At 63.4% G+C, this 16,537-nt stretch carries 15 protein-coding genes; 8 read left to right on the forward strand and 7 right to left on the reverse strand.

Annotation, left to right across the window (positions count from 1 at the left end):
• The first annotated feature begins 76 nt into the window (after positions 1 to 76).
• Positions 77 to 700, forward strand: a complete 624-nt coding sequence (upp, locus tag AC3WQS_RS07065; RefSeq protein WP_007727319.1) for a uracil phosphoribosyltransferase — start codon at positions 77 to 79, stop codon at positions 698 to 700.
• On the opposite strand, the gene AC3WQS_RS07070 is transcribed toward upp, so the two are convergent.
• Positions 697 to 2,289 carry a phospho-sugar mutase gene (locus AC3WQS_RS07070; RefSeq protein ID WP_492712121.1) on the reverse strand — a complete coding sequence of 531 codons (1,593 nt, stop codon included), beginning with the start codon at positions 2,287 to 2,289 and terminating at the stop codon, positions 697 to 699. The two genes, upp and AC3WQS_RS07070, sit on opposite strands and share 4 nt — an antisense overlap.
• The gene (locus tag AC3WQS_RS07075; RefSeq protein ID WP_020907041.1) at positions 2,286 to 3,083 is read right to left on the reverse strand and encodes a purine-nucleoside phosphorylase; all 798 of its coding nucleotides are present in this window, start codon (positions 3,081 to 3,083) and stop codon (positions 2,286 to 2,288) included. Before AC3WQS_RS07075 ends, AC3WQS_RS07070 begins: the two co-directional genes overlap by 4 nt.
• A 67-nt stretch (positions 3,084 to 3,150) precedes the next feature.
• Between AC3WQS_RS07075 and AC3WQS_RS07080 the strand changes: the two genes are divergently transcribed.
• Genes AC3WQS_RS07080 through AC3WQS_RS07095 form a run of 4 tightly spaced genes read left to right on the forward strand, consistent with a single transcriptional unit; the run spans position 3,151 to position 7,299 of the window.
• Positions 3,151 to 3,849 carry an enoyl-CoA hydratase-related protein gene (locus tag AC3WQS_RS07080; protein ID WP_003940710.1) on the forward strand — a complete coding sequence of 233 codons (699 nt, stop codon included), beginning with the start codon at positions 3,151 to 3,153 and terminating at the stop codon, positions 3,847 to 3,849.
• Positions 3,850 to 3,861: 12 nt separating this feature from the next.
• Positions 3,862 to 5,022, forward strand: coding sequence for a M20 family metallopeptidase (locus AC3WQS_RS07085; RefSeq protein WP_020969164.1), 1,161 nt, complete (start codon positions 3,862 to 3,864; stop codon positions 5,020 to 5,022).
• Positions 5,019 to 6,167, forward strand: a complete 1,149-nt coding sequence (locus tag AC3WQS_RS07090) for a M20 family metallopeptidase (RefSeq protein ID WP_003940741.1) — start codon at positions 5,019 to 5,021, stop codon at positions 6,165 to 6,167. Before AC3WQS_RS07085 ends, AC3WQS_RS07090 begins: the two co-directional genes overlap by 4 nt.
• Positions 6,168 to 6,222: 55 nt before the next feature.
• A complete protein-coding gene (locus AC3WQS_RS07095; protein ID WP_181447641.1) occupies positions 6,223 to 7,299 on the forward strand; it encodes a hypothetical protein in 1,077 nt (358 codons plus the stop codon).
• Positions 7,300 to 7,312: 13 nt separating this feature from the next.
• On the opposite strand, the gene AC3WQS_RS07100 is transcribed toward AC3WQS_RS07095, so the two are convergent.
• Entirely contained in the window at positions 7,313 to 7,783 is a 471-nt protein-coding gene (locus tag AC3WQS_RS07100; protein WP_003940753.1) for a gamma-glutamylcyclotransferase family protein, read from the reverse strand.
• 154 nt (positions 7,784 to 7,937) lie between these two features.
• Between AC3WQS_RS07100 and AC3WQS_RS07105 the strand changes: the two genes are divergently transcribed.
• Both AC3WQS_RS07105 and AC3WQS_RS07110 read left to right on the forward strand, forming a co-directional pair.
• Positions 7,938 to 9,341 carry an NAD(P)H-quinone dehydrogenase gene (locus AC3WQS_RS07105; RefSeq protein WP_020969166.1) on the forward strand — a complete coding sequence of 468 codons (1,404 nt, stop codon included), beginning with the start codon at positions 7,938 to 7,940 and terminating at the stop codon, positions 9,339 to 9,341.
• A 180-nt stretch (positions 9,342 to 9,521) separates the two neighbouring features.
• Positions 9,522 to 10,703, forward strand: a complete 1,182-nt coding sequence (locus AC3WQS_RS07110; RefSeq protein ID WP_492712119.1) for an aminotransferase-like domain-containing protein — start codon at positions 9,522 to 9,524, stop codon at positions 10,701 to 10,703.
• Here AC3WQS_RS07110 and AC3WQS_RS07115 read toward each other — a convergent pair.
• On the reverse strand, positions 10,684 to 11,469 hold the full coding sequence (locus AC3WQS_RS07115) for a CoA-transferase subunit beta (protein WP_492712117.1): 786 nt from the start codon (positions 11,467 to 11,469) through the stop codon (positions 10,684 to 10,686). The two genes, AC3WQS_RS07110 and AC3WQS_RS07115, sit on opposite strands and share 20 nt — an antisense overlap.
• The gene (locus AC3WQS_RS07120) at positions 11,466 to 12,380 is read right to left on the reverse strand and encodes a CoA transferase subunit A (RefSeq protein ID WP_020907046.1); all 915 of its coding nucleotides are present in this window, start codon (positions 12,378 to 12,380) and stop codon (positions 11,466 to 11,468) included. The genes AC3WQS_RS07115 and AC3WQS_RS07120 overlap by 4 nt, the downstream gene beginning before the upstream one ends.
• Positions 12,381 to 12,464: 84 nt before the next feature.
• Between AC3WQS_RS07120 and AC3WQS_RS07125 the strand changes: the two genes are divergently transcribed.
• The gene (locus AC3WQS_RS07125; RefSeq protein ID WP_020907047.1) at positions 12,465 to 13,361 is read left to right on the forward strand and encodes a LysR substrate-binding domain-containing protein; all 897 of its coding nucleotides are present in this window, start codon (positions 12,465 to 12,467) and stop codon (positions 13,359 to 13,361) included.
• On the opposite strand, the gene AC3WQS_RS07130 is transcribed toward AC3WQS_RS07125, so the two are convergent.
• Together AC3WQS_RS07130 and glpK are read right to left on the reverse strand one after the other, a co-directional pair.
• A complete protein-coding gene (locus AC3WQS_RS07130) occupies positions 13,358 to 14,773 on the reverse strand; it encodes an MFS transporter (protein ID WP_080909723.1) in 1,416 nt (471 codons plus the stop codon). The two genes, AC3WQS_RS07125 and AC3WQS_RS07130, sit on opposite strands and share 4 nt — an antisense overlap.
• 171 nt (positions 14,774 to 14,944) lie before the next feature.
• Positions 14,945 to 16,435: a glycerol kinase GlpK gene (glpK, locus tag AC3WQS_RS07135; RefSeq protein ID WP_492712115.1), complete on the reverse strand. Its 1,491-nt coding sequence runs from the start codon at positions 16,433 to 16,435 to the stop codon at positions 14,945 to 14,947.
• Positions 16,436 to 16,537 lie beyond the last annotated feature (102 nt).

Genomic DNA, 16,537 nt, shown 5'->3' on the forward strand with positions numbered 1-16,537 from the left:
CTTCCCCCCGTTGCGCTTACTCCTTCTTGGACGCCGCGCGGGGTGCTCCGGTTCCCGAGGAACTATTCTGATGGTCATGCAGACGCACGTAGTCGACCATCCGCTCGCGGCGGCCCTCTTGACGACAATGCGTGATGCACGCAGTGAGAACGCAACTTTTCGTTCCGCACTTCGCAGGCTCACGCACATGCTGGTCTACGAGGCCATGCGTGACGCGGAGGTCGAGGAGTTTCCGGTCGACACCCCGGTAGCAGCGACGACGGGCATCCGGCTCGCGAAGCCGCCGTTGTTGGTACCCGTGCTGCGGGCCGGTCTGGGCATGGTCGAACAGGCGAGTGCGCTGATTCCGTCGGCCGGCGTCGGCTTTGTCGGAATGGCACGTGACGAAGAGACTCATCAGCCGGTTCCGTACCTCGAATCCCTGCCTGCGGATCTGTCCGGTATCCCGGTGTTCGTGCTCGATCCGATGCTCGCCACCGGTGGCTCGATGGTGCACACCATCGACTTGCTGGTTGCGCGTGGCGCGACGGATGTCACGGCAGTGTGCGTCGTGGCCGCTCCGGCCGGCGTCGACGCGCTGGCAGCGTCCGGCCACCCGGTTCGTCTGGTCATCGCGAGCATCGACGACGGACTCGACGAGAACGCTTTCATCGTCCCCGGTCTCGGTGACGCCGGCGATCGGCAGTTCGGACCCCGCTAGAGCGAAAGGGCGAAGGTTCGAAGTTCGGCCAGCCGGGCCTTCGCCTGCTCTAGTGCGTTCGCGAGGTCGTCGCGGTTCGCCACCGGGACGACAACTTCGAGATAGCACTTGAGCTTGGGCTCGGTTCCGGACGGTCGGACAACCACGCGGATCGACGGCCCGTCGAATATCACTGCGTCGGTGCGCATACCGCCGCGAACCAGGGACAAGTCCTCGGTCGTGACCGGCTCACCCGCGAGTTGGCCAGGAGGATCGGCGCGTAGTCGTTTCATCATTTCGGCGATGTCGCTCAAATCCTCGACGCGGCGGGATACTTGGTCCCCGCGATGCAGTCCGAATTCGACGGCATAGTCGCCTAGAACGTCCAACAGGGTTCTGTTGCTGCCCGCGAGGGTGGCAGCCAGGTCGGCCACCAGAACGGCAGCTGAGATTCCGTCCTTGTCCCGCACCACATCCGGATCGACGCAGTGCCCGATCGCTTCCTCGTAGGCGTAGACGAGTCCGTCGCCGGCGCGCGTGAGCCACTTGAATCCGGTGAGTGTCTGCGCAAACCTGGCTCCGCGAGCTTTCGCCAACTTCGAGAGCAGAGTCGAGGAGACGATCGTCGTCGCCACCAACGAATCTCCGGGCGCCGTGTGCAGTACGTGGTCGGCCAGGAGCACCCCGGTTTCGTCGCCGCGCAACATGCGCCACTGATCACCGTCGCGAACTCCGACGGCGCAGCGGTCGGCATCCGGGTCGAGTGCGATCGCCAGATCCGCGTCGACACTTCGGGCAAGGGCGAGCAGGCGGTCTGCGGCGCCAGGCTCTTCGGGATTGGGGAACTCGACGGTCGGAAACGTGGGGTCGGGATCGAACTGCTCCGCCACGACGTGCAGATCGTCGAACCCTGCTGCTCGCAGAGCCGCTGTCGCAGTCTCCCCGCCGACGCCGTGCATTGCCGTGAGCGCAATCCGGATCGAGCGGGCGTCGCCGTGCGGGAGGGTCGCGATGCGGGCGATGTACTCCTCGACCAGAGAATCGTCGGCCGGAATCACCGATGCCCGGGCGACGTCGGCGGCACCACCGATGCGGGCGATCTCGCTCTCGATTTCACGATCGGCGGGGGAGACGAGTTGCGCTCCGCCCGAGAGATACACCTTGTAACCGTTGTCGGCGGCAGGATTGTGGGAGGCGGTGATCTGGATACCTGCCGCTGCCCCGAGCCTGCGCACCGCGAACGCCACCAGCGGTGTCGGCAGTGGGCGGGGGAGCAGGGTCACCTCGAACCCGGCCGCTGCCATGACCTCGGCGGCGGCGAGAGCAAATGCCTCTGAACCGAGCCGGGCGTCGCGGCCGACCACAACGCGGGACCCGCCCTGGCAGCGAGCTGTCAGCCAGGCCGCCAGACCGGCCGTGGTCCGGATGACGACCGCGAGGTTCATGCCGTTGGGCCCGCCGCGCACCGGCCCGCGAAGCCCAGCAGTGCCGAACGTCAGTGGTGCGGAAAAGCGTTCGGTCAGTTCATGTTCGGAAATGGCTGCTAATTCTGCGCGGGTAACTGGGTCCGGATCGGCGTCGATCCACTCGGTGACGTTCAGTGGTGTCACAGCTGCTCGACCAGTTGACGCAGCAGCACTCCCATCCGGGCCGCCGAGGCTTTGCCTGCCGCCAGCACTTCCTGATGGTCGAGCGGGGCGCCCGTGATTCCGGCGGCCAGATTGGTGACCATGGAGATGCCGAGAACGCGGGCGCCGAGCGCGCGAGCCGCGATGGTCTCGTGAACCGTCGACATGCCGACCAGATCGGCGCCGAGTGTACGAAGCATTCGAATCTCGGCCGGAGTCTCGTAGTGCGGACCGGGAAGCCCGGCGTAAACACCCTCGGCAAGGTCCGGGTCGATCGAGCGAGCCAGCGCGCGCAGTTCCGGCGAATAGGCGTCGACCAGGTCGACGAACTCTGCGCCGACGAGGGGAGAGCGGGCCGTCAGGTTCAGGTGGTCACTGATCAGCACCGGTTGACCGACTGTGTAGTTTTCGCGAATACCGCCGGCCGCATTGGTGAGGATGACCGTGTCGGCGCCGGCAGCAATGGCTGTCCGGACCGGGTGGACGACGGTACCGAGATCGTGGCCCTCGTATGCGTGCGCGCGCCCGAGCAGCAGCAGAACTTCGGTGTTTCCGACGCGCACCGAACGAATGGTGCCCGCGTGACCGAGCGCGGACGGTGGGGCGAAGCCAGGAAGATCCGCCATCGAGACTTCGGCTGTCACGTCCGCACCGGCGTCGCCGAACACGTCTGCGGCATCGGTCCACCCCGACCCGAGCACGATGGCGACTGACGGTGACGAAGAGCCAGTCATGGCGGACAGAGCAGCGGCGGCGGCCTCGGCGATCGTTCCCATGTGAGCAACCCTACTGAGGAGTCGGGTCGGTTCGCCGGGTGAGTTGGCGGGCGTTACTCTCCCATCCATGCCTTATCTCGAACGCGACGGCGACGTATTCATCCTGTACCTCGGCAACGAGGGCGAAACGGACAACGAGAACCGCTTCGGCCCTGAGTGGATCGACGCTGTTCACAGCAAGTTGGACGAGGTCGAAGCGCACGAGGGGCCCGCAGCCCTGGTGACCACCGCGACGGGCAAGTTCTACACGAACGGCCTGGACACGACGTGGATCTTCGGCAATCTCGACGGTCTGCCCGGCTACCTGGACAAGGTCCACACCATCTACAGCCGTTTGTTGACCTTCCCGATGGCCACGGTCGCGGCCGTGCAGGGGCACGCGTTCGGCGCCGGCGCCATGCTCGCGTCCTCACACGATTTCCAGATCATGCGCGCGGACCGCGGCTTCTACTGCCTCCCCGAGGTCGGACTGAACATGCCGTTCACTGTCGGCATGTCAGCACTGTTGAACAGTCGTCTGCCCAAGCAGACGGCAGTCGACGCGATGACGACGGGGCGTCGATTCGGCGGCGCCGACGCGCTTGCTGCCGGCATCGTGCAGGAAACGGTCGACGGCGACGGAGTACTCGCCGCAGCAGTGGCCAAGGCATCGGCACTGACGTCGACTCACGGCAAGAACTTGGCGGGAATCAAGGCAGGCATCCACCGCGATGCGCTTGCGGACCTCGCTCAGGTGACTGACAAGAGCAACTTCTCCTTCGGGTGAGACAATGATCGCGTGAACCAGAATGTCGACAGCGCAGTCAGGTCCGTAGAGGCCGATCTGATTGCGCTGTCGCATTCGATTCACAGCGATCCGGAACTTGCCTTCGAGGAGTTCCGCAGCGCTGCCAAAGTGTCGGACCTGCTGGCGCAGCACGGTTTCGCGGTCACTCACGGGATCGTCGATCTGCCGACGGCCTTCGATGCCACCTACGGCAGTGGAGAGTTGGTCATCGCGATCTGCGCTGAGTACGACGCGCTGCCCGAGATCGGTCATGCCTGTGGGCACAACATCATTGCCGCCGCCGCGGTCGGGGCCGGCATCGCGTTGGCTACCGTGGCCGACGAACTGGGGATCACCGTCCGAGTGATCGGTACTCCCGCGGAGGAAACCGGTGGCGGCAAAGTTCTGATGCTCGAGCGTGGTGCATTCGACGGCGTCGGCGCGGCCATGATGGTTCATCCAGGACCGATCGACATCATCGGTGCCACCTCGCTGGCCCTGGCGGACATCGCCGTCAGCTATCACGGTCGCGAAGCGCACGCCTCTGCTGCGCCGGAATTCGGTCGTAATGCCGCCGATGCCGCGACGCTCGCGCAGGTGGCGGTCGGACTGTTGCGCCAGCACCTCCAGCCAGGGCAACAGATTCACGGAATCGTCAGTGATGGCGGCACTGCTCCCAACATCGTTCCGGCTCGGTCCGAACTGCTGTACTACCTGCGTGCCGAGACGGCCGCGTCGTTGGCCAATCTGTCCGAGCGTGCCGACGCCTGCTTCGCCTCGGGCGCACTCGGCACCGGATGCACCCACGAAATCCGCACGGTATCGCCCACTTACACCGAGTTGACCCCCGATCCGTGGCTGGCGGCGGCGTACCGTGAACAGATCGTCGACCTCGGGCGGGTGCCACTGGCAGCGGAATGGGAGCGCTCCCGTCCACTGGGTAGTACGGATATGGGTAATGTGACCAATGTGATTCCGGGAATTCACCCGGTCATAGGCTTGGATTCATCGGGGGCAGTGACACATCAGCCGGAGTTCGCGGCCGCGTGTATCACCACCTCCGCAGATCGAGCGGTAGTCGACGGTGCAATTGCGTTGGCCCGCACTGCTGTCCGGGTAGCGTCCGATCCAGAACAACGCACCCGTCTGTTGGAAGGGGTAGATCGCCGGTGAACGCGGCAATCGACACGTGGATTCACGCGCACACCGACGACCTCGTCGCGTGGCGTCGACACATCCATGCCAACCCGGAGTTGGCTCGCCGCGAATACGCGACCACCGAATTCGTCGCGACCCGCCTCACCGCCGCTGGGCTGTCGCCGAAGATCCTTCCCGGTGGCACCGGGCTCACGTGCGACATCGGACCTGAGGGGCCGCGAATCGCACTTCGCGCCGACATGGACGCTTTGCCGATGCAGGAGGCGACCGGGGCGACGTACTCGTCCACGGTCCCCGGTGTGTCTCATGCATGCGGGCACGACGCCCACACCACCATCCTGCTCGGCGCCGGATTGGCTCTGGCCACGCTGCCCGAACTTCCCGTCGGGGTTCGGCTGATCTTCCAGCCCGCCGAGGAAGTCATGCCTGGTGGTGCACTCGACGTCATCGCTGCCGGCGCGCTCGACGGCGTGTCCAGAATCTTTGCTCTGCACTGCGATCCGCGACTCGAGGCAGGCCAGGTCGGAATGCGTCTTGGCGCGATCACCTCTGCTGCAGACACGATCGAGGTCGTTCTCGACTCTCCGGGTGGGCACACGTCGAGGCCGCACCTGACCACGGACCTCATCTACGCACTCGGCACAGTCGTGACCGGGCTGCCGGGAATGCTCAGCCGTCGTATCGATCCGCGTACCGGCACCGTGATGGTGTGGGGTGCGGTCAGTGCAGGTCAGGCGCCCAACGCGATTCCGCAGACCGGCATGATGACGGGCACGGTACGTACCGGCGATCACGACACGTGGGAGTTGCTCGAACCGCTCGTGGAAGAAATCGTCCACGGACTGCTCGCGCCCACCGGAGTTCGCTACCAACTCAACTATCGTCGCGGAGTGCCACCGGTCGTCAACGACGAGGTGTCCACTCGGATGTTCGAGGACGCCATCGCGACCGTCGGACAAGATGCTTTGGCGGACACCCCGCAATCCGGTGGTGGCGAAGACTTTTCGTGGTACCTCGAAACCGTGCCGGGTGCCATGGCGCGGCTCGGCGTGTGGTCGGGTGAAGGCGATCAGCTCGATATCCACCAACCCACTTTCGATCTCGACGAGCGTGCACTCGGCGTCGGTGTGAAGGTTCTGACGAGCCTGGTTCTGGGATAGTTCCGGTTCCCGTCGGGGGTACCGTTTTTCGTGTCGTTCGAGTGAAGGTACGGGCATGTCCATAGGTGTGGGAGTGCGAATCGGCACATTGGTGTCGACGGCTGTAGTTGCGTCCAACGATCCGGGTTCGGCCGATCCGGTGGTGTTGGTCAGGGACACGATTCTCAATCAACGCAAGGACGGAACGACCGTGCTCGGCGGTACCGAGCAATTGGGTGCCGGCCGTGAATTCTCGGAATCATGGTCAGGTTTTGTCGGCCGTGTGGGGGACCCGAGTGGCGTCTCCGGAACGGCCGATACCCGTTACCGCGCCGAGGATTTGGTGGCGACGTCGATTCGCTGCCTATTACAGGAATGCGAGCCGCTGCCCGATCGTGGTGGTCGAAGTGGGGGAGCGCCCGACATCGTCGCGACCTACCCGTCGCGCTGGGACTCGTCCACAGCGGCCCTCATGCAGGATTCACTGGTCTATGCAGGCCTCGAGCGGGTCACTCTCGTCTCGGACGCCGAGGCGGTCTCGGCGTGGTTCGAGTCGGAAATCGCGGCACTCGCCGGCACGCTCATCGGCATCTATCACGTCGACGACACCGGGGCAGCGGTCACGCTGGTGCGTTCGGGCGTCGCCGCCGGCCGCGCATTCGGCTTCGCCGGCGACGGGAGTTCACCGAGTTCACGCCTCGCGACGGCACTAGGTGCGTTCGGTTGGATGCCGGAGAACCTGGACGCCGTAGTCGTCACCGGTGACGGAGAACCGGCGACAGACAAAGCAGCCATGATGTCCATAGCGGCCGGAATCGCCGAAAAGCTCGGTGTCAGATGTGAACTCGGGCCCGGACCGGAGCAGTCGGCCGCGCTGGGAGCCGCAATTCTGGCTGCCGGTTTCACCTCGACGTCGCACACGATCGTTCCGATCGGTTTGCCGCCTTCACACGACGTGACGGAGGTGTTCGACACTCTCGGACGTGAGAAGGTGGCGGCTGAAACTGCAACCGGGGTGGCAACAGTCGAGCCGGAAACTGCAGTTGCCGCAGGCGAATCGGAGTCACGCGGTTCCAAGCGTGTGCTCATCGGCCTGACGATTGTGGTGGTACTCGCAGCACTTGCACTGCTCGCGTATTTCCTGCTGCTTTGAGCAGGACAGCTATCTAATCGGTAACACCGTTACCCGGACCCACGTTGCGGCTGTTTCTCGTCCGCAACTCTCGCACGTACTCGGCCGGCGCTCCGGCAATCTCGGCGGCGTCGGCCATCACGCCGATGTAGCGGGCCGACGGCAGTCCGCCTTCGTACGCATCCATGACGTAGAGCCAAGCGAGCACCGCATCGCCTGCGGTGTCGACCCGCACGCGGATCTTGCGGTGCAGACCGAGTTCGGCACCTTCCCAGCGGTCCAGACTCACTTCGTCCTCTTCCGGGACGTCGTAGAGGACCACGAAAACACTGGAATCGGGGTCTTCGACCACGGTGGCGAGAGCCCCCTCCCAGCCGAGGTCCTCGCCGCTGAAGGTCAGGCGCCAGCCTCGCAGCCACCCTGTCCCGGACATGGGCGAGTGTGGGCAGCGCAACAACATCTGCTCGGGATGCATGTTGGAACCGTAGGCGGCATAAATCGACACGGGCGCAAGCCTAAACCGTGGTCCGAGGGTGTGGCGAAGCGGACCACCGGACGCAAGTAATCTGGTACAAGCACTGCGCGACACGTGGTGCTCGAATAGCGTGACACTGGTCGACGGGAGACCCCTGCCGGCCACGCGAGGACTTGGAGGACACATGACCCGGATCGTGATCATCGGTGGCGGACCCGCCGGCTACGAGGCGGCACTGGTAGCCGCGCAGCACGGGGCCACGGTCACCCTGGTCGATTCGGACGGCGTCGGCGGCGCGTGTGTGCTGTTCGACTGTGTCCCGTCGAAGACGTTCATCGCGTCCACCGGAATCCGCACCGACATGCGTCGTGCATCCGACCTCGGCATCACTCTGGATCCGGAGCAGGCTTCGGTGTCACTGCCGAAGATCCACTCCCGAGTCAAGAGTCTCGCGTTGTCCCAGTCCTCGGACATTCGCGCACGGTTGCAGACGGTCGGCGTCGAGGTTCTCTCCGGCACCGCCGAACTGACCGATCCGCTCCTCGGTATGGCAGCACACCAGGTTCGCGCGACGCTCGGAAGCGGCGAGCAGAAGACCATCGACGCAGACGTCGTGTTGATCGCCACCGGCGCCAGCCCCCGCATCATCCCGGGAGCCGAGCCCGACGGTGAGCGAATCATGACGTGGCGTCAGCTCTACGACTTGGACGAGCTGCCCGAGCACCTGGTCGTGGTCGGTTCCGGTGTCACCGGTGCCGAGTTCGTCTCCGCATACACCGAGATGGGCGTCAAGGTCACACTCGTGTCCAGTCGTGACCGTGTTCTGCCCGGCGAGGATGCCGATGCGGCGCTCGTGCTCGAGGACGCCCTCGCCGAGCGCGGTGTCACCCTCGTCAAGCACGCCCGCGCAGACGCCGTCGAGCGCACCGAGAAGGGCATCATCGTCAAGCTCTCCGACGGCCGCACGGTCGAAGGAAGCCACGCTTTGATGACCGTCGGTTCCGTCCCCAACACCAACGGTCTCGGCCTGGAGCGGGTCGGCATCGAGTTGGACAAGGGTGGATACCTGCGTGTCGACCGGGTCTCGCGCACCACGGTTTCCGGTATCTACGCTGCCGGTGACTGCACCGGACTGCTCCCGCTCGCGTCGGTGGCTGCGATGCAGGGACGTATCGCGATGTACCACGCACTCGGTGAAGGCGTCAGCCCGATCAAGTTGAAGACCGTCGCATCGGCCGTCTTCACACGCCCCGAAATTGCAACGGTGGGTGTTTCGCAGGCCGCGATCGACAACGGAGAGGTGCCTGCTCGCACCGTCATGTTGCCGCTCAACACCAACCCGCGTGCCAAGATGTCCGGTTTGCGCCGCGGCTTCGTGAAAATCTTCTGCCGCCCGGCTACCGGCGTGGTCATCGGCGGTGTTGTGGTCGCGCCCACCGCTTCGGAACTCATCCTGCCGATTGCGATCGCCGTGCAGAACAACCTGACGGTCAACGACCTGGCTCAGACGTTCTCGGTGTACCCGTCGCTGACCGGATCGATCACCGAGGCAGCTCGTCAGCTCATGCGTCACGACGACCTGGACTGAGAACGGACCAGAGTCTTCTTACAATGTGAGAAGTCTGTTTCACATACTGAAGTATTGGTGAGATAGTCGAGATACCGACCGAATCAAGGGTCGGTATCTCGGCGCTCTCCCGCCCCGTTGACCCAGGACGGCTCAGGGTGTTTTCCTCTGACCTTCATTCTGCGTGCCTGGGAGCTTCACATGACACACGCCGCGCTGTCCGCTCGTATGGACGGACTCCGTAGTTCTGCAATTCGCGATCTGCTCACCTTGACTGCCCGACCCGACGTCATCAGCTTGGCCGGCGGACTACCCGATCCTGATTTCATTCCGCGGGAACGAATCTCGAAGGCAGCCCACGACGCACTCGGTGACCCCTCGTCCGTTCAATACGGCGAGACGTCAGGCCTGCGGCGCCTCCGTGAGGTGATTGCCGAGCGCGAATCCTCCAAGATCGGGCGGGCACTCGACGTGTCCGAAGTTGTGATCACACACGGTTCTCAGCAAGGTTTGAGCCTGCTCGCGCAGGTCCTCCTCGACGCCGGTGACGTTGTGGTCGTGGAGGAACCGGCATATACCGGTGCGCTGCAGGTCTTTCGGACGGCGCAGGCTCGTCTCGTTCCCGTCCAGTTGGACGAGGACGGAATGGACACCGACGCGCTCGAGGCGAAACTCGCCGCCGGTCTTCGGCCCAAAGTTGTGCACACCGTGAGCAATTTCCACAACCCGCGGGGCGCGGTGCTCTCGGCGCCGCGGCGAGCGCACTTGGCGGCGCTGGCGGACCGATACGGGTTCTGGGTTCTCGAGGACGACCCGTACGGCGAACTGTACTTCGGCGAGAAACCGCCCGCACCGCTGGCGGCGTTGTCGGACAGGGTGATTCGGCTGTCCAGTGCTTCCAAAGTGTTGGCACCGGCGCTGCGCGTCGGCTGGCTGCACGGCGACCGAAAGGTCTGCGAGGCGGTGGAACTGATCAAGCAAGGCGCTGACCTGTGCGGGTCTTCGCTCACCCAGCAGATCGCCGCAGACCTCTTCTCCGACGTCGAATGGTTCGAAACGCACCTCGACAAGCTCCGGGAAGGTTACGGCGCCAGAGCGAAGGCGTTGGTCACGGCCGCCGAGACGGAATTGAGTGGGCGTGCACGCTTTTCCGAGGTCCGCGGCGGGATGTTCTGTTGGATGGATTTCGTCGACGACGTCGACACCACCGAACTCCTGGGTGCCGCGCTCAAGCACGGCGTGGCATTTGTCCCAGGTTCGGCCTTCGCGGTCGAAGCTGACCTCGGTCGAAGCGCTCGACTTTGTTTCGCGACGTATCCCGAAGCCGTGCTGGTCGATGCCGTCGGCAGGCTCCGGAAGAGTGTTACCGCAGGTACAGCCTGACCTTGTCGATAGTGTTGCGGAGCAGATCGATCTCCGTGCTCGATGGTGGGGTGGTGATGGTGACGTGCTCGGCGACGGCGAGGTCCCATCCCGTCGACTCTCGGACTTGATCGACCGAGATTCCCTCGTGGACGCTGGTCAACTCCAATTCGCCGCCGGGGCCCTGGCGTGTCAGGACGCCGAGGTTGGTGAATACCTTGGTCACTCCTGCACCTGCCGGCATGATGCCCTTACCGCTGGCGTGGGCGCGGGCGGGGCTGGGTGAGGTGCAGAAGTCGAGCTCGGCCGGAAAGGAACTGAGATCGTGGCGACGCATCACGACGAAGATCTCGGCGGCGTTCGCGATGATCTCGACGGCCCCGCCCGCTCCGGGCAGTCTGACCGTCGGGTTCTTCCAGTCACCGATGAAACTTGTGTTCAGACTGCCCGTTCGATCGATTTGAGCGGCCCCGAGAAATCCGACGTCGACGTTGCCACCTTGCAGGACGTAACCGAAGAGCGCGGCCATGCTCAGCACGGATTCGGCACCGGAGACAACCACGGAGTCCGCGATACCCTCGGCCATTGCCGACGGATGTGCACCGCACACTCCGGATTCGTAGATCAGCTCGACGTCCGGATTCGACGTGTGCCGCGCGAGATCGACTGCGAGCGTGGGCAGTCCAACTCCGGCGAAGACCCGGCGCTTACCCGCCAATTCGCGTGCCGCGACGGCGACGATCGTTTCGGTGGAGGTGGTGCTACCGGTGTCGATCGTGGTGGTCATAGTCTGCTCCCGTAGTCGACTGGTGTGGAGAGTTTTGGTCCGACCTCGAGATCCGACCAGTAGTCGGCTCCGAGTTTGGCGAGATACTCGCCGTGACTGTCGAGTGCGTACACCCATTCGTCGAGCCAATTTCTCAGCCGTGAAGGGTCTTTGGAGATTTCAGTCCAGCGTCGGTAGAAGCCGCAATCGCGGTCGTAGTATCCCTGCGCGTACGACGGGTGTGCGCCGCGCGGGCAGACGACAACCGCGTCGACTGCATGCGAGGGAATCAGAGTTCGGCTCGGGTCTGACCTGATGACCTCGTCGTCGACCAGTTCTTCGACAACGACGATTGCCTTCTTCGCGGCGTACACGGCCTCTTGCTGCACCCCGGCGATGCCCCAGATCTGCGCGTTCCCGGACGTGTCCGCTCGCTGTGCGCCGATGATCGTGACATCCGGATTCAATGGCGGCACAACGTAGACGCTCCCGCCGCCGTACGGGTCCTCGACGAGTCTCAGTTGTGGGTTGAGTGCGGGTAGATCACTACCGGCGTACGACCGTAGCGGGAAGAAGGGAAGCCTGGCGGCTCCCGCCTGATACCGGCACACCATGCCGTAATGGCTGTATTCCTCGACTTCGAGGGGGAGCGGGTCCTGGTTCTCGATGCGTCTGCGTAACTCGTACAGAGAACCTGCGGAGCCGCTGGCGAAGAACGAAGCGACCAGCTTTCGGACGCAGCCGGCGGCGACGAGTTGATCGGAAACGATGTCCGGCGTCATCCGGCACAGCGTGAGGTCCTTCCTGCCCTGCCGGATGATCTCGTGTGCCGCGGCAAATGGAATGAGATGCGAAAAGCCCTCCAACGCAACAGTCATTCCGTCGCCGACGTATCGACCGATGGCCTCTTTCATCGAGAGCGTCTTGTCCACGTGTGTACCTCTTCTTACGTTCTCGCGCACTTGGTCGGTTTCGGAAACTTGACATGGTCGGCCGGTGTGGCGCAACAATGTCGGGTGGAAATTCATCAGATCAACGCATTTCTCGCGGTGGCTGAGGAGCTACATTTCGGCCGTGCGGCTCAGCGGCTTCGGATTGCGCAACCGCCGCTGAGTCGAACCATCAGGCAATTCGAGAAACAGCTCGGTTCGCCGTTGTTCGATCGAAGTACTCGAACTGTGCGGTTGACTGCTGCCGGTGAAGCACTGCTGCTTCCGGCGCGCGAGATTCTGGACGCGTGCCGGATGGCCGAGATCGCGGTATCCGCGGCAGGCCAGGGAACGACAGGTCGCGTTCGCCTGGGCTTCGCGGGAACCTCGTCGCACCTACTCGTCGGGCGGTGGGCGAAATTGGTGAGAAAGACGAATCCCGGTATCGAATTCGTGCTCGACAGTTCCGCTTTCGCGAACGAGGCGTTGTTGATGTTGCTCGATCGACGCCTCGACATCGGGATGGTGCGGTGGACCGTCCCGCCGCTCGGGATCACGTCGAGATTGATCGCCGAGGAGAACTTTCTGGTTGCCATGTCGAAAGACCACCCGTTGGCGTCGAGGGAATCGGTTCGGTTGATCGAATTGGAGTCCGAGAATTGGGTGACGCTTCCGGCGGAGCCGGGTTCGATTCTGCGGGAGTCTCTGCTCACTGCGTCGAAGAACGCAGGGTTCCTGGCTCGAATCGTGCAGACGGCACCGGATTCGATGTCGTTGATCGCGCTGGTGTCCGCGGAAATCGGATGCTCGTTGACTATTTCGTCGGTGGCCCAAAGCATCGTGAACCCTGATGTTGTCTTTGTTCCCGTCATGGATCCACCTCCTCCCCTTCAACTGCGTATCGCCTGGCGAGATGGAGACGACAGACCTGCTCTTCTCGAAGTGTTGAAATTGTCCGAGCAGGCGCTGCCGTCCCTGGCTTAGACGGTTGCCCTCCCGGTAGGAATTTCACCCGCTTCGGACGTCGGCGAGTTTGCAGTATCGGCAAGAGCGTTCTCGAGTTCGAGCTCGTCGTAATCCGCTTGCTCGGCCGTCGAGAGTTCGCTTGCGTTGTAGCCGGTACGTCGGAGTAGGAGAAGGGTGCAGATCAGCGAGACAAGTGCGTACAGTCCGGACACGATCGCGACCCCGACGATGTTGCCTGACGTGTTGAGCATCCACTGCGCCAGTACCGGAGTTCCGCCGCCGACGACAAGGGAACACAGTTGATATGCCGTCGACAGACCCGTGTAACGGATGTTCGCAGGGAAGGCGCGAGCGAGAACGCCGGCGATGGCGCCGTAGAACATCGAGTGCGGGATCGTGGCGAGACACATCGCAACGACTGCGATGGTGAAGTTCCCGGTTCTGATGGCAAAGAACATCGCGGGCATGAGAACGAACTCCGGTATCACCATCAGGCACATGGCCTTCCGCATGTCTATCTTGGAAACCAGAACGGCCCCGAACGGTTGGACGATGAACTGCACGACAAGTGCGATCGCGATAGCGGCGAGGAATGTGCCGCGGTCGTATCCGAGTTCTTTTGTAGCCCAGGACAATGCGAAGGTGTTCTTGAAATAGGTGACCTGGGCGAGGGGGAGTGCGCCGGCGCCGAGGAGAACCAGCACCCAATGCTTGCGCAATACTTCGGCGAGCGGAAGTTTGACGACCTTCTTGCGGGCGAGAACGGCCTTCATCTCGTCGGACTCTTCGAGTTTCAGGCGAATGATCATGCCGAGGATGACCAGGCCTGCCGAAACGAGAAAAGGGATTCGCCAGCCGTAGAGAAGGAATGACGGCGTCGGCATCGAGGACAGCAGGAAGAATGCGATGGTCGCCAACAGATTTCCCGCGGGCGAGCCCTGCTGAGCGAACGCGGAGTAGAGGATGCTCTTGCCCTTCGGTGCGTTCTCGCTGGCGATGAGTACCGCGCCACCCCACTCACCACCGACCGCAATTCCTTGGATCACGCGAAGGGTGACCAGACCGATCGGGGCCCACATGCCGACCTGCGCGTAGGTGGGGAGGAGCCCGATCCCGACAGTGGCGACGCCCATCATCATCAAGGTGATGACCAGAGTGTTCTTGCGCCCGATCCGGTCGCCGAGATGGCCGAAGATGATCCCGCCGATCGGCCTGGCGAGGAAGCCTGCCCACAGGGTGATGAAGGCGAGGAGCGTGCCGACTCCGTTCGGCAGTGTGTCGGAGAAGAAGATCTCGCCGAATACCAGGGCAGCCGCGGTGCCGTAGATATAGAAGTCGTACCACTCGATGGTGGTTCCGATGAATGAAGCGATACCGGCTCTTCGTGCCTTGGCGTTGATCTCCTCGGAACTGCGAGTGGGTGAACTCATGCGTGGCGACCTTTCTCTGCAACATTCGCGGCGCCGAAACGTGGCGCGCCTGAATGAGATTCGCAGAGTGGTGTAGGTCACGTCCAATACCAACTTGGTCGCCTATTGATACCTCAGGAGTATCAATAGGCGGCCATGATCAGCTCTTCCGGTATGGAAGGATCGGGGTGATTACTCGGACCAGTTGTACGTCCGCTCGACGGCCTTGTTCCACTCCGCGTACAGCCGTGACCTTTCGGACTCGTCCATCGCCGGTTCCCAGGTTTGGCCGACGGCCCAGTTGTTGCGGATGTCTTCGGTGTCGGCCCAGTAACCGATGGCGAGGCCCGCTGCATACGCAGCGCCGAGTGCTGTCGTTTCGTTGACCACCGGACGGATGACGGGAACTCCGAGGATGTCCGACTGGAACTGCATCAGGGTTTCGTTGACCACCATGCCGCCGTCGACCTTCAGCGCGGACAGTTCGACTCCCGAATCCGCACGCATGGCGTCGATGACCTCACGGGTTTGGTATGCCGTCGCCTCGAGCGCCGCGCGAGCCAGGTGTCCCTTGTTGACGAACCGCGTCAGGCCGACGATCACGCCGCGTGCATCCGGTCGCCACCGGGGAACGAACAGTCCGGAGAACGCGGGTACGAAGTAGGCGCCACCGTTGTCGTCGACACTCGCGGCGAGCGGCTCGATGTCCTTGGCGTTCTGAATGATTCCGAGATTGTCCCGAAGCCACTGGACCAAGGAGCCGGTCACCGCGACGGAACCTTCGAGTGCGTAGACGGCAGGGGCTTCGCCGAGTTTGTAGCAGACGGTCGTCAGCAGTCCGTGTTTGCTGTGCACCGGCTTCGTTCCGGTGTTGAGAAGCATGAAATTGCCGGTGCCGTAGGTGTTCTTGGCTTCACCCTCGGAGAGGCAGGCCTGGCCGAATGTGGCTGCCTGCTGGTCACCGAGGATTCCCGCGACCGGCACACCGGCGAGATTGCCGCGAGGACGGCCGGTGCCGTAGACCTCGGACGAACTACGGATTTCCGGGAGCATCGACATCGGGATTCCGAAGTCCGCGCAGATCGATTCGTCCCACTGAAGGGTCTCGAGATCCATCAGCATCGTGCGTGACGCATTGGTGACATCTGTCACGTGAACACCGTCGGTCAGGTTCCATACGATCCACGTGTCGACGGTGCCGAAGCACAATTCTCCGGCCTCCGCTTTGGCTCTCGCGCCGTCCACGTTGTCGAGAATCCACCGGATCTTCGGCCCGGCGAAGTAGGTCGAGAGCGGCAGCCCGGTCTTGTCTCGGTACTTGTCCGGACCCTCGTCGCCGCCCAGTTCGACACACAGTTGATCCGTGCGCGTGTCCTGCCACACGATCGCGTTGTAGATCGGCTTGCCCGTCGAACGCTCCCAAACGACGGTCGTCTCACGCTGATTCGTGATTCCGACGGCCGCGATGTCGGCCCGCGTGAGGTCGACCTTCGCGAGAGCGCCGGCCACCACCTCCCGGGTGTTGATCCACAGCGCAACCGGGTCGTGCTCGACCCAACCGGCACGCGGGAAAATCTGCTCGTGTTCTTTCTGCGCAACGCTCACCACGGCGCCGTCGTGATCGAAGATCATGCAGCGGCTCGACGTCGTGCCTTGGTCGATGGCGGCGATGTATTGATTCACTGTGCTCCTATGTTCGGGCGCGTTCGCAGTTATCCGTGCGCTGTCGCAGTATGTGGATCAAGCTACTAGCCTGTAAACGGATTCGTCGTCGACTTACAGGAG

Source organism: Rhodococcus sp. FW305-130, from assembly GCF_058788335.1.